At 64.4% G+C, this 13383-nt stretch carries 12 protein-coding genes and 2 tRNA genes; 9 read left to right on the top strand and 5 right to left on the bottom strand.

Features of this window, described 5'->3' with window-relative positions; translation table 11 throughout:
• The first annotated feature begins 224 nt into the window (after positions 1–224).
• Both SOM28_RS16515 and SOM28_RS16510 read left to right on the top strand, forming a co-directional pair.
• Entirely contained in the window at positions 225–2465 is a 2241-nt protein-coding gene (locus tag SOM28_RS16515) for an ATP-binding protein (protein ID WP_320468755.1), read from the top strand.
• A gap of 8 nt (positions 2466–2473) precedes the next feature.
• Positions 2474–2929, top strand: coding sequence for a response regulator (locus SOM28_RS16510; RefSeq protein WP_123070677.1), 456 nt, complete (start codon positions 2474–2476; stop codon positions 2927–2929).
• On the opposite strand, the gene SOM28_RS16505 is transcribed toward SOM28_RS16510, so the two are convergent.
• The gene (locus SOM28_RS16505; RefSeq protein WP_320468754.1) at positions 2911–4560 is read right to left on the bottom strand and encodes a response regulator; all 1650 of its coding nucleotides are present in this window, start codon (positions 4558–4560) and stop codon (positions 2911–2913) included. The two genes, SOM28_RS16510 and SOM28_RS16505, sit on opposite strands and share 19 nt — an antisense overlap.
• 189 nt (positions 4561–4749) lie before the next feature.
• Between SOM28_RS16505 and SOM28_RS16500 the strand changes: the two genes are divergently transcribed.
• The 3 genes from SOM28_RS16500 (at position 4750) to SOM28_RS16490 (ending at position 6024) form a co-directional block, all read left to right on the top strand.
• Positions 4750–5040, top strand: a complete 291-nt coding sequence (locus SOM28_RS16500; protein ID WP_320468753.1) for a hypothetical protein — start codon at positions 4750–4752, stop codon at positions 5038–5040.
• Positions 5041–5101: 61 nt separating this feature from the next.
• Entirely contained in the window at positions 5102–5542 is a 441-nt protein-coding gene (locus SOM28_RS16495; protein ID WP_320468752.1) for a YeeE/YedE family protein, read from the top strand.
• Entirely contained in the window at positions 5539–6024 is a 486-nt protein-coding gene (locus SOM28_RS16490; protein WP_320468751.1) for a YeeE/YedE family protein, read from the top strand. The genes SOM28_RS16495 and SOM28_RS16490 overlap by 4 nt, the downstream gene beginning before the upstream one ends.
• Here the strand turns inward: SOM28_RS16490 and SOM28_RS16485 are convergent.
• Together SOM28_RS16485 and SOM28_RS16480 are read right to left on the bottom strand one after the other, a co-directional pair.
• On the bottom strand, positions 6014–6970 hold the full coding sequence (locus SOM28_RS16485; RefSeq protein ID WP_320468750.1) for a hypothetical protein: 957 nt from the start codon (positions 6968–6970) through the stop codon (positions 6014–6016). The two genes, SOM28_RS16490 and SOM28_RS16485, sit on opposite strands and share 11 nt — an antisense overlap.
• 118 nt (positions 6971–7088) lie before the next feature.
• A tRNA-Asn gene (locus tag SOM28_RS16480) sits at positions 7089–7164 on the bottom strand.
• A 158-nt stretch (positions 7165–7322) separates the two neighbouring features.
• Between SOM28_RS16480 and purT the strand changes: the two genes are divergently transcribed.
• The 4 genes from purT to SOM28_RS16460 all read left to right on the top strand — a co-directional run bounded on the left by purT (position 7323) and on the right by SOM28_RS16460 (position 12368).
• Entirely contained in the window at positions 7323–8537 is a 1215-nt protein-coding gene (gene purT / locus SOM28_RS16475) for a formate-dependent phosphoribosylglycinamide formyltransferase (protein ID WP_320468749.1), read from the top strand.
• Positions 8538–8619: 82 nt separating this feature from the next.
• Positions 8620–10749, top strand: coding sequence for a TonB-dependent siderophore receptor (locus tag SOM28_RS16470; RefSeq protein ID WP_320468748.1), 2130 nt, complete (start codon positions 8620–8622; stop codon positions 10747–10749).
• A gap of 114 nt (positions 10750–10863) precedes the next feature.
• Positions 10864–11784 carry an alpha/beta hydrolase gene (locus SOM28_RS16465; RefSeq protein WP_320468747.1) on the top strand — a complete coding sequence of 307 codons (921 nt, stop codon included), beginning with the start codon at positions 10864–10866 and terminating at the stop codon, positions 11782–11784.
• Between the two features lie 23 nt (positions 11785–11807).
• Positions 11808–12368, top strand: coding sequence for a cysteine hydrolase family protein (locus tag SOM28_RS16460; RefSeq protein ID WP_320468746.1), 561 nt, complete (start codon positions 11808–11810; stop codon positions 12366–12368).
• Between the two features lie 53 nt (positions 12369–12421).
• Here SOM28_RS16460 and SOM28_RS16455 read toward each other — a convergent pair.
• Both SOM28_RS16455 and SOM28_RS16450 read right to left on the bottom strand, forming a co-directional pair.
• A tRNA-Asn gene (locus SOM28_RS16455) sits at positions 12422–12497 on the bottom strand.
• Positions 12498–12563: 66 nt separating this feature from the next.
• A complete protein-coding gene (locus SOM28_RS16450) occupies positions 12564–13322 on the bottom strand; it encodes an alpha/beta fold hydrolase (protein WP_123072079.1) in 759 nt (252 codons plus the stop codon).
• Positions 13323–13383 lie beyond the last annotated feature (61 nt).

Here is a 13383-nt window from a genome sequence, read left to right as displayed (position 1 = left end):
GTCCTTGTCTACGGGGTCAAAAAAGTAGCCCATCATACATCTGCTTTCGCCGAACACGCCATGCGAAAATATGTACGTGCGCGGGGGTAACCAGTTGTCAAGACGGATAGCCACGATGGCAATACGTCTGGGCATCGGGTGTTGAAAAACATTCTATATAGAATGAGATACCAGCTTTTCACGTTACAATGCGCCTTGTTCCCTGCTCGTTACAAAGCGGCTCCATGACCCAGGCCTCTCCCGACCACCTCGACATCACCGGCTGCGACCGCGAACCGATCCGCACGCCGGGCAGCATCCAGCCGCATGGCTTCATGCTGACGCTGTCGCCTGCACTCGACGTGCTGCAGGCGAGCGCCAATCTCGCCGGGTGGACCGGCGTCGAAGCCGGCGCCGCGATCGGCCGGCCGCTGGCCGCCGCGATCGGCGAAGCGGCCGTTGCCCACCTGGCCCTGGAACTGGGCAGCGGCACGCTGGGCCAGCGTCCGGCCTACCTCGGCACCGTCACGACCGGCAACGGCCAGCACTTCGACGTGCTGGCGCACGCCTGGGATGGCCTGGTGATCGCCGAATTCGAATCGGTCATGCGCGCGCAGCCGGCCGATTTTCGCCACCTGTACCCGCTCATCACCGACTTCCTGGCGCGCGTGGGCGACCATGCATCCATTCCGGCCCTGACCGACCTGGCCGCGCGCCACGTGCGTTCGGTGACCGGCTACGGCCGCGTGATGGTCTACCAGTTCGACCCCACCGGCCATGGCCGGGTGGTGGCCGAGTCGAAGGCGGACGATTACGACTCGTATTTCGATCAATCGTTCCCGGCCAGCGATATCCCGGTCCAGGCGCGCGCACTGTATACGCTGTCGCCGATCCGTGTGATCCAAGACGCCAATTACGAGGCCGCCCCACTGGTCCCGGACGTCAATCCGGCCACCGGCGCGCGCAACGACCTGTCCTTCGCCGCCCTGCGCAGCGTCTCGCCGGTGCACCTGCAGTACATGCGCAATATGGGCACACTGGCCTCGATGTCGGTGTCGCTGATCGTCAAGGGCCAGTTATGGGGCCTGATCTCGTGCCACAACGCGACGCCCTGCCAGGTGTCGGTCGAAAAGCGCACCGCCTGCGAGCAACTGGGTCAGATCCTGGCGCTGTGCGTCGAGTCGCGCGAGGATGCGCGCGAACTGCAGTTCCGCCTCGACGTGCGCCGCATCATGGTCGAGATGCTGGGCCGCCTGACCAATGGTTCCGACTTCATCGACAACCTGTCCGGCGTGTTCCCCGAACTGCTGCGCTTTGCGCGCGCCGGCGGCGTGGCGATCGTGGTGGACGACCGCATCCTGACCTATGGCGACACGCCGAACGACGCGTCGATCCGGTCGCTGGCCACCTGGCTCGCGGTGCACGGTCACGAGGTGTTCCATACCAATCACCTGGCCGACGCCTACCCGCCGGCGCAGGAACTGACGCGCAACGCCAGCGGCCTGCTGGCGCTGCCGATCTCGCGCATCCACCAACACTACCTGCTGTGGTTCCGTCCCGAGCTGGTGCAGACCGTGGAATGGGCCGGCAATCCGTATGAAAAACAGGCCGCCGCCAATGCGCCGACCAGCCTGTCGCCGCGCCAGAGTTTCGCCGCCTGGCGCGAGACCATCCACGGCCACAGCCTGCCCTGGCATGCCGCCGAGATCGAGCTGACCACCGAGTTTCGCAGTGCGCTACTGGGCATCGCGCTCGAGCGCGCGGAACAGATGGCCGAACTGGCCGAAGAACTGGGCCGCGCCAACAAGGAGCTCGAAGCGTTCTCGTATTCGGTGTCGCACGACCTGCGCGCACCGCTGCGCCACATCGCGGGCTTCTCGGACCTCTTGATCGAATCGGCCGGCAGCGAAGACGTGGCCATGCGCCAGCGCTTTTTAAAGAACATCAAGGAATCGGCGCGCCTGGCCGGCAAGCTGGTCGACGACCTGCTGTCGTTCTCGCAGATGGGCCGCGCCGCCCTGCGTCCGACCAATATCGACATGACAGACCTGGTGTCGGGCTGCATCGACAAACTGGCCCTGGACATCGGCCAGCGCAAGGTCGACTGGCATATCGAAGGCATGCCGGTCGTCTGCGCCGACCCGGCCTTCCTGCACCTGGCGATGTACAACCTGCTGTCGAACGCGGTCAAGTTCACACGCGAACGCGAACAGGCCGTGATCCGGATCACCTGCGACGAGACCGCCGACGATTTCGTATTCCACGTGGCCGACAATGGCGCCGGCTTCAACCCCAACTACGTGCACAAGCTGTTCGGCGTATTCCAGCGCCTGCACCGGATGGAAGACTTCCAGGGCACCGGCATTGGCCTGGCCAACGTACGCCGCATCATCGAGCGCCATAACGGCCGCGTATGGGCCGACTCGATACTGGGCGAAGGGGCGACGTTCTCCTTCAGCCTTCCAAAACAACCCATCAATCCGTAGACCGTACCATGCTCAAACCCATTCTTCTGGTAGAAGACAATCCGCACGACCTCGAACTGACGCTGATCGCGTTGTCGAAGAGCCAGCTGGCCAACGAAGTCGTGGTGGTGCGCGACGGCGCCGAAGCGCTCGACTATCTGCACCGGCGCGGCGAGTTCGCCGACCGCCAGCTGGGCAGCCCGGCCGTGATCCTGCTCGACCTCAAGCTGCCCAAGGTCGACGGCCTCGAAGTGCTCAAGGAAATCCGCAACACCGAGGCGCTCAAGCCGGTGCCGGTAGTGATGCTGACCTCGTCCAAGGAAGAGCAGGACGTGGTGCGCAGCTATGCGCTGGGCGTGAACGCCTATGTGGTCAAGCCGGTGGACTTCAATGAATTCGTGCGCGCGATCGCCGATCTTGGCATCTTCTGGGCGGTGCTGAACGAGCCGCCGCCAGGCTCGCACCGCTACATCAAGCCGAAATGAGTTGCGCTTGACGGTTTGCCGGCGGCGCGCCTGGCGCGCCGCAGCAGGTGACGGATGCGCGCGCTCAGCGCTTCCGGATGGTAGGGCTTCTGCAGCAAATGGACCGATGCGTCCAATTTTCCTTCATGGGTCAGCACACCCTCGGCATAGCCCGAGGTGTACAGCACCTCGCATTCCGGCAGCTTGCTGCGCACAATCTCGCCCAGTTGCAGGCTGGTGAGCGGCCCCGGCATCACCACGTCGGTGAACACCAGATCGATGTGACGCCCCTGCTCGATGATCGCCGCTGCCTGCGCGGCGTCCCCCGCCTCCAGCACGTCGTAGCCGAGCGCGGACAGGATGCCGCAGGTCGACGAGCGCACGTCTTCTTCGTCCTCGACCACCAGGATGGTCTCCAGGCCGCCGGCCAGCGGCAGGTGGTAAGGATGCTCGCTGGCGACCTGTGGCGCCGCACTGCTGCGCGGCAGATAGATGCACACACTGGTGCCCTTGCCGGCTTCGCTGCGCAGCACGATCTCGCCGCCTGACTGCTTGACGAAACCGTAGGCCATCGACAGGCCCAGGCCAGTGCCCTGCCCGGTCGGCTTGGTGGTGAAAAATGGCTCGAATGCGCGCGCCATCACGTCGGGCGGCATGCCCTTGCCGGTGTCGGCGATCTCGATCATCACGAAGTCGTCGGATGCCACTTCCGCCGGCCGTTCGTCGCCGGGGCCGACGTTGGTGGCGCGAATGGTCAGGGTACCGCCGCCAGGCATCGCGTCGCGCGCATTGATGACCAGATTGAGCAGCACATTATTGAGCTGGTTCGGATCGATCACCGTGCTGCCGAGGTCGGCAGCGATCTCGCTGCGGACAAAGGTATTGGCGTCCAGCAGGCGGCGCGCCATATCGTCCAGCTCGCGCAGCAGACCGCCCGGATCGATCACGATCGACTGCAATGGCTGCCGACGCGCAAAAGCGAGCAAGTGCGACGCCAGCTTGGCGCCGCGCTCGACGCCGGCCAGCGCCATCTCGACCCGCGAGCGCCCCGCATCGCTCAGGCCGCCAACCATCCTGAGCAGTTGCAGGTTGCCGCCGATGATCTGCAGCACATTGTTGAAGTCGTGGGCGACGCCGCCGGTGAGCTGGCCGATCGCCTCCATCTTCTGCGCCTGCTGCAGCGCCGACTGGCTGGCGGCCAGCTCTTCCTGGCTGCGGCGCAGCGAGGCGAAGGCCTGGTCGCGCTCGCGCCGGGCGATGCAGGCGCCGCTGTGGTGGCGCACCCGCGCCACCAGTTCGCGCGGATCGGGCCACTTGACCATATAGTCGCTGGCGCCGATGGCGAAGGCCTTGGCCTTGATGTCGGGATCGTCCTCGGACGAGAGCAGGATGACGGGAATGTCGTGGGTATCCGGATGCGCACGCAAGCTGGCGATGACATCGAAGCCATCGACTCCACCCGGCATGCGCAGGTCGACGATGACCACGGTTGCATCGACCTCGCGCGCCATGTCGACGGCGCGCGACGAGTCCGATTCGTACATGAGTTGATGGCCGACACAACCTTTCAGACCGTGCGCGATGATGTCCTGGGCAAAGGATTCATCGTCAATCAACAACACGGAGCAGCGGGTCGAGTCGGCTTCAATCATGCAACTGCGTCGCTTTCAGGCTAGAGAGGTGAATGTCTTGCACAAAGACCAAGGGTGAATTTTACACGTTTCCTATTTTACACAATGCGCACACGCATTTCTCCATTGAAATTATCGGGTCAAGACTTGTGCAACGCGTTCTAGCCCACCATATCGCAATCGATAAGCAAACACAACCCGGAGCAGGATGTGATCGACAACTGTTGTCCCCTGTGCGGACGGCCTCTCGGGACTGTCAATATCGACCGCCACCACCTGGTCCCGAGGACCTTCAAGGGTAAGGAGCAGTTCCCGATCCACAAGATCTGCCACCGCAAGATTCACTCTGCGCTGACCGAGCGTGAACTGCTGCGGCAGTATCACACCTGGGACGCGCTGCGCGGCCACGAGGACATCGCCGCCTTCATCGACTGGGTGGCCAACAAGCCGCCCGAGTTCTATACCCGTACTTACACATCCAACAAGAAGAAGAGCCGCTGAGCGATATGCTTGCAATAACTTTTCCGCGCATCCGCGGTCCAAGGCGGATTGGGGGCGCACGATGGACATCGACTGGGTCAATTTCACGCCGTGGTCGGCGCTGGCTGGCGGACTGCTGATCGGCCTGGCGGCCGGCGGGCTGCTGCTGTTCAATGGCCGCATCGCCGGCGTCAGCGGGATTCTCGGCGGGCTGCTGCATCCGGCGCATGGCGAGACCGGCTGGCGCCTGGCATTCCTCGCGGGCCTGGCCTGCGCTCCCCTGCTCTATAGCCTGCTTGCCTCTCCGCCCCACGTCGAGGTCGATGCGGGCTGGCTGGCGCTGATCGCATCCGGCCTGCTGGTCGGCATCGGCACCCGCTACGCCGGCGGCTGCACCAGCGGCCACGGCGTGTGCGGCATGGCGCGCGGCTCGCCACGCTCGCTGGCGGCGACCGCCGCCTTCATGGGCGCCGGCTTCGCGGTCGTCTACCTGCTGCGCCATGTGCTCGGGAGCTCCACATGAACATCCTGTTCGCCCTGGGGGCCGGCCTGCTGTTCGGGACCGGGCTGATTCTCTCCGGGGTGACCAATCCGGCCAAAGTACTGGCATTTCTCGACCTGGCTGGGGCCTGGGATCCGTCGTTGGGGATCTTGATGCTCGGTGCGCTGCTGGCGGCCACGCCGGCGTATGCGCTCGCGCGGCGCCGACGGCTTTCCCTGCTGGGAGAGCCGCTGCAACTGCCCACCGCGACCCGGATCGACCGCAGGCTGCTGGTGGGCAGCCTGGTATTCGGCGGTGGCTGGGGGCTGGCCGGGTATTGTCCCGGGCCGGCGGTGGCGTCGATCCTGGTTGGCGGTGTCAAGCCGTTGCTGTTCTTTCTGGCGATGGTGGCGGGGATGGCGGTGTACGAACTACTGGAGTGGCGCCAACAACATCGAGCCAGCCCTGGCGATCCGGCCGGGAACGGGCATGCGCAGGAAACCGCGTATAGCGCTAAAAAATGAATCCGCAGTTCTTTACGTCGAGGCCGCTATCTTTGAAAATTTCCGCGAATACCGCTGGAAACCGATGGCGTAGTGTCTGTGGATTCTGCAGAAAATCGTACAACGTTCCAATCATTCCCCGTATCTGCCATCGATAAGCCTGGAGCTGCTCCCATGTCACGCCTTGAGGAGGCATCTTGCAGCGCAATTCAGGTGTCGTACCGGCTAAGCGAATTGCCTCAACCACGTCGGGCGACAGGCTGCTCAGTGCATACAGCGCCGCTTCGTTATCCAAGCGACGAGCGTATGGCTTTTTGCCGAACTTCAGCAAGAGCGTGCGCAAGTCAGCGTTTCGCATACCGCTGAGGAGCACACGAAGCGGAATACTTATCCCCGATGTAACAAGGCCTCTTGCTTCGAGCTCATCCGCCTCCTCCGGCCAGAAATTATCGTCGGCGAGCGGGACATCACTCATGCTGAACAAACGATGTTTCTCATAGCACTGGATGACGTAATTTTGTAACTGGTAGTCGCTCATCCAACGAATCTGCGGTATGACGTCTTCGGACGACACTAGCGATATGGTCTCGTAGAAGTCAGGGAAATGGACATCTTCCGAGACAAGCCCCTGGAGCGCGACGCAGATGTCGACCCTTCGCCATTTCTCGGCGCGCGCCGCGGCATCATTGGCGAACTTTGTATCGCACAGGAAGGCTAAGCCGGCGGTCTGTTCGAAGTAGCGATCTCGATCGATGATGTGCTGCGCCCACCATATCGGCCACTCGATGCCATTGCAAATCGCTCCCTGGATCAGCCGCCATACGCCTCCGGGTTCGCGCAACACGGAATCTTCCATGAGCTGCCAGAAGTCGAGCGCGCTTGCCTCATCGCTGGCCTTCAGCACCACGGGAATACTTGCATTCACATGGAACCTGAACTGGCCATCAGCACCAAATCGCTCTATCAATCAACCCTCCATCACGTCCGCCCTGACAAATTCGGGTTCGGGAAACTGTCCCGACCAAGCAACCCGGTGGAGCAATACGAAAAAAGCCTTGTGGTTCCCCACAAGGCTTTTCATATTCTGGCTCCCCGACCTGGACTCGAACCAGGGACCTGCGGATTAACAGTCCGTCGCTCTACCAACTGAGCTATCAGGGAATTGAGGCAATATTATAGCCGGGCGATTGCAGTTTGACCAGTGCCTCTTGTGAATCGATGCCACGACCCGATCCAGCGCCTCCCGCTTTGCTATAGTTTCGGCTTCGCCGCCACCTGCGGCCTGCAATCTCATCACAGTCCGACCTCACAGACAAACCATGACCACTTCCCGCACCCTCGGCACCCCGCTCGCCCCTTCCGCAACCAAAGTCATGCTGCTCGGCTCCGGCGAGCTGGGCAAGGAAGTGATCATCGCCCTGCAGCGCCTAGGCGTCGAAGTGATCGCCGTCGACCGCTACCCGAACGCGCCCGGCCATCAAGTGGCGCACCGCGCCCACGTGATCGACATGACCGACGGCGCCGCACTGGAGGCGCTGATCGACCGCGAACGCCCCGACCTGGTGGTGCCCGAAATCGAAGCCATCGCCACCGACAAGCTGGCCGAACTCGAAGCCGCGGGTCGCATCACCTGCATCCCCACCGCGCGCGCGGCCCAGCTGACCATGAACCGCGAAGGCATCCGCCGCCTGGCGGCCGAGGAACTGGGCCTGGCGACCTCGCCCTACCGCTTCGCCAGCAGCCTGGCCGAGTTGCAGGAAGCCTGCGAAGCGGTCGGCTTCCCCTGCGTGGTCAAACCCGTGATGTCGTCGTCCGGCAAGGGCCAGTCGAAACTCGATTCCGCCGCCGACGTGGCCGATGCCTGGGCCTACGCCGCCGCGGGCGGCCGGGTCGACGCCGGCCGCGTGATCGCCGAAGGCTTCATCGATTTCGATTACGAAATCACCCTGCTGACGGTGCGCTCGCTGGGCGCCGACGGCAAGATCGAAACGAGCTTCTGCGAACCGATCGGCCACAAGCAGGTGCAGGGAGACTACGTCGAATCGTGGCAGCCGCACCCGATGCAGCCGCTGGCGCTCGAGCGGGCGCGCGACATCGCGAGCAAGGTCACCGCCAACCTGGGCGGGCTGGGCGTGTTCGGCGTCGAGCTGTTCGTCAAGGGCGATATGGTGTGGTTCTCGGAAGTGAGCCCGCGCCCGCACGACACCGGCATGGTGACGATGGCGAGCCAGTTGCAGAGCGAATTCGAACTGCACGCGAAAGCCATCCTCGGCCTGCCGGTGAACCCGGCATTGCGCGCGCCCGGCGCCTCCGCCGTGATCTATGGCCAGCTGGACGAAGCCGGCATCGCCTTCGAGGGAGTGGCCGAGGCGCTGCGCGTGCCGGGCGCCGACCTACGCCTGTTCGGCAAGCCGGAATCGTTCGCGCGCCGCCGCATGGGCGTGGCGCTGGCGAGCGCCGACGATGTCGAGACCGCGCGCCAGCGTGCGCTCGAGGCGGCGTCGAAGGTCAGGCCGGTGTCCGGCAAGCGCTAAGCGCCTGCAACACCCGATTGACAGGCACGGGATACGAAATGATAATGATTCTCATTATCATTTTGGCACAAGCAAGAAGACCATGCCCGTCACCGTTCTTCCCCGCCGCGGCCTGCCCCGCCTGCTCGTCCTGTCAACACTCGCTGCATCGCCCGTTTGCGCGCAGGACGCCGCGATTCCGACCGGCGGCGACACCGCCCAGGTAGTCGTCACCGCCACCGGCTACCGCACCACCGGCACCAAGTCCGACCTCAAGCCGCTGGAGGCGCCGATGAGCTACGAGGTCTACGACACCGAACTGCTCAGCGCGCGCCAGGCCGACAGCGTCAACGAGGCATTGCGCTACGTGCCGGGCGTGACGCCGGAAAGCCGCGCGACGGTGACCATCTTCGACCAGTACACGATCCGCGGCTTCGAGAGCTACCGCAACTATTATGACGGCCTGCCGCTGCAGTATGACGGCCTGTGGAACCTGGTGCCGCAGGTCGACGCCTTCGCCACCGGCAGCGTCGAAGTGCTCAAGGGCCCGGTGTCGGTGCTGTACGGCTCGGCGCCGCCGGGCGGCATGGTCAACCAGACCGCCAAGCAACCGCATTCGAAGCAGGAGACCACCGTGCGCGCCCGTGTCGGCACCAATGCGCTGCGCGAGCTGGCGCTGGACGCGACCGGCCCGCTGTCGAAGGACGTCGACTATCGCCTGGTGGCCCTGGCGCGCGAGCGCGACGGCCAGCAGGCGACCACCGAGGAAGAACGCCGCCTGGTGGCGCCATCCGTCACCTGGCGCATCGGCGCATCGACGCGCCTGAACGTCAATCTGTACTACCAGGACGATCCGGCCCTGATCCCGTCGACGCCCCTGCCCGCCGTCGGCACCCTGCACGATGCGCCTTACGGCCGCCTGGACGCCGACGCTTTTGCCGGCGACGCCGGCTGGTCCGGCATGCAGCGCGAAACGACGCTTGCGGGCTGGAAGTTCGAACACGCCTTCAACGACAAGGCGAGCTTCCTGCAGAACTTCCGCTATACCAAGGCCAACGGCTTCCAGCGCAATACCTACAACAACGGCCTGGCGCCGGATGACCGCACGCTGAGACGCTCCGCCTATTTCACCGACGAAGAGATGCATGGCTGGGTGATCGACAACCAGTTCGCGCTACGCTTCGACACCGGTCCGCTCAGGCACCGCGTGCTGGCGGGCCTCGACTACCAGCGCCTGCGTACCGGCGTCGGCTATGGCGACACCCTCGGCACGGCGACGCCATCGATCGACCTCGGCGCGCCGAACCACCACCTGTTCGATACCGCGGCGCTGCCGTTCGGCTTCTATACCGAGAATCACGCAATCCGCCAATCGCAGCTGGGTCTGTACCTGCAGGACGAAGCCAGGGTCGGCGCCCTGACCCTGCTGGCCGGCGTGCGGCGCGACCGCTACCGCAGCGAGGACGACGCGCGCACCAGCTACGACGGATTCCCGTCGGCCGGCATCACAGAGATCCGCCAGTACCGCACCAGCGGCCGCGTGGCCGCGATCTACCAGCTCGGCAACGGCCTGGCGCCCTACCTGAACTACTCGACCTCGTTCGAGCCGACCTCGGGTGTCGACACCGAAACCGGCGAGGCCTTCAAGCCCACCACCGCCAAGCAGTTCGAGGGCGGCCTGAAATACCGCTCGCAGGACGGCGCCACCCAGCTCACCGCGGCGTACTTCGACATCAAGAAGCGCAATGTGGTGGTCAACACGCCGGACTTCGGCAAGTACACGCAGAACGGCGAAGTGCGCTCCAAAGGTATGGAGGTCTCATGGAACCAGGCCATCACCGACCGCCTCGACTTGACGCTGGGCCTGACCCATCTGGACATGCAGGTGACGGAGAACGAGCAAAACACCGCCCTGGTCGGCAAGACGCCGGTCTGGGTCGCCGAGAAGCAAGCGTCGCTGTGGGTGAACTACAAGCCGCTCGACCGGCTGGACTTGAGCGCCGGCGCGCGCTACGTGGGCGAAAGCCAGATGGACGCGCTCAACACCGGCATCGTGCCGTCGTACACCGTGTTCGACGCTGCCGCCATGTTCAGGCTGGATAAAACCTGGCGCATCGGCCTCACCGCCAGCAACCTGGGCGACAAGCGTTATGTTGGCGCCTGCTTCGACACCGACAACTGCTGGATGGGCGCCGAGCGCAGCGTCGAACTGAGCCTGCACGCGACGTTCTGAACGCTGCCCCCGACGCCGCCTGCAGGATCAGGCAAGTTTTTCGGGCATGCAGGCATGGCGGTTTGCCTGCGCAACTGATCCAATAGATGCTAGAAACGAACGTGGAGGAACAGCATGTGGAAGCGCATATCGTTCAGGAACCGGCGCGTCGACGTCGTAGGTAATATGCACGTCCCCGACGGATTCGATGAATCCAGGACCTACCCCGCAATCGTGCTGGCCACGCCCGGCAGCAGCGTGAAAGAACAGATCGGCGCCGTCTATGCCGAGCGGCTCGCCGCGCGCGGCTTCGTGGCGCTGACATTCGATCCCTCTTACCAGGGCGAGAGCGGCGGCGAGCCGCGCGATCTGGAGGACCCGTCGGTGCGCGTCGAGGATCTGCGCTGCGCCGTCGATTTCCTGGTGACGCAGCCCTTCGTCGACGAAGCGCGCATCGGCATGCTGGGTATCTGCGCCGGTGGCGGCTATGCGGTGAGCGCCGCGCAAACCGAACACCGCTTCAGGGCGCTCGCGACGGTCGTCGCCACCGACATCGGCGCGGCATTTCGCCGGATGCTGCCCGACGTGCGCGCGACGCTGGAAGAAGTCGGCAAGGAGCGAAGCGCCCAGGCGCGCGGCGCAGCGCCGCGCAGGGATCCGTGGATTCCCGACAGCCTGGCCCAGGCGCGTGAAGCGGGCGTGCGCGACCCCGAGGTGCTGGAAGCCGTCGCCTTCTATCGCGAGTCGCCCTACCGCCACCCGCGTTCGACCAACCGCCTGCTGTTTGCGAGCTACGGCCCGCTGCTGGCATTCGATGCCTTCCACCTCGTACCCAAGCTGCTCACCAAGCCGCTACTGGTCATCGTCGGCGGCAAGCGCGGCAGCACCGGCCAGCATGAAGCGGGAAAGGCGCTGTTCGGCATGGCCCCGACGGGTGACAAAGACCTGCTGGTCATCGATGGCGCCGGCCATTATGATATGTATTACAAGCCGGAATATGTGGATCTGGCGATCGAGCGCATGACGCGGTTTTATGCGCAACATCTTGGCGCCTAGATCATCGAATAAGGACAATCACCATGCACGTCCCGATTGCATTGATCGTCATCGACATGCAGAACGCGATGCGCAGTGAGTCGCTTGCGCCCCGCAATAATCCCGCGGCTGAAGACAATATCGCCCGCCTGCAGCGCGCCTGGCGCGACACGCCGCATCCGCTGGTCTCGGTGCGGCACATCAGCCGTTCGCCGACCTCCCTGTTCGCGCCTGGCCAGCCCGGCGCCGCGTTCCAGGAGCGCTTCCTGCCACGGCCACAGGAGCACGTCGTCGAAAAGAACGTGCCCGATGCCTTCATCAATACGGGCCTGGAGCGATGGCTGCATGCGCGGGCAGTGCGCCGGCTGGTGATCGCTGGTGTGAGCACCAACAATTCGGTGGAGGCGACGGCGCGCACGGCCGGCAACCTGGGCTTCGACGTCGTGGTCGTGTCCGATGCCTGCTTCACCTTCGACAAGCAGGATTTCGGCGGCACGTGGCGCAGCGCAGAAGAGGTGCATCTGATGGCGCTGGCCAACCTTCATGATGAGTATGCGCAGGTGCGCAGCACGGATGAGGTACTGGCCACGCTGACGCGCGGCTGATCCGGGCCACCAAAGCAAAAAGGGCCGCATTCGCATGCGGCCCTTCTCAATTCTGGCTCCCCGACCTGGACTCGAACCAGGGACCTGCGGATTAACAGTCCGTCGCTCTACCAACTGAGCTATCAGGGAAAGGAGGCCGCATTATACCTGCTGATTTCGATTTCGCAAGCATTCACACGACGAAAAAACGTGAAACTAGGTTTTCGTCCGCGCGACCAGGCGCTTCAGGGCGCCCAGCACCAGCTCCGGCTCGGTAAGCTGTGGGAAATGGGCGCTGCGCCGCGCCTCGATTCGCTCGCCCAGCGGCGACAAGGCGGCCAGCCCCAGCTGCGTGCGCTCACGTTCGCGCACGAGCGCCGCAGGCACCATCCAGCGCGGCAGGCGCTTCGTGCCGGACAGCACCGTGACCGGCACCGGCGGGAACGCGGGCGCCTCCTGGATATCCTTCACGGTCTCGGCTTCGTGCCGGATCTCGTCAAATTGATCGCGCGGCGATATGCGGTCGAGCAGATTGATGAAGCCGCGCTGCAGCGGCGACTGGAATTGCTTGAGCGTGGTGACGTCGTCCGGCGCGGTCGCCTCCAGGAACAGCACGCCGGCCACTTCGTCCGCGAAAGCGCGTGCGAACAGGTTGGCGTGCAGGCCGCCGAAGGAATGGCCGACCAGCACGAACGGCGGCTCGACGCCGGCCGTCTGCAGCAGCAGGCGCAGCTGCGCCACCACCGTCTCGCCATACTGCGCCTCGCGCGGCTTGGGGCTGCCGCCGACACCGGGCCGGTCATAGGCGAACACGGTGCCCAGCTGTTCGATCTCGGGATACAGCTTGTACCAGCCATCGAGCGGGCCGCCCGCGCCATTGATCAGCACGATCGACGGCTTGCCCTGCCCCGACTTCATCAAGCGGAACATCTGCCCTTCGATCAGGGTGGCATGGCTTTTCGGAAGTTGCTTCACGCGGGTATCTCCTATGGTGCCCGACAGCGCCAATCAGGCACGCCGCAAAACGAAAAAGGCC

This window comes from Massilia sp. CFBP9026 (assembly GCF_034045165.1).
Classification (GTDB): domain Bacteria; phylum Pseudomonadota; class Gammaproteobacteria; order Burkholderiales; family Burkholderiaceae_D; genus Telluria; species Telluria arenae.
The sequence above is the reverse complement of the archived record's forward strand: the minus strand, read 5'-3'. Positions and strand labels throughout refer to the sequence as shown.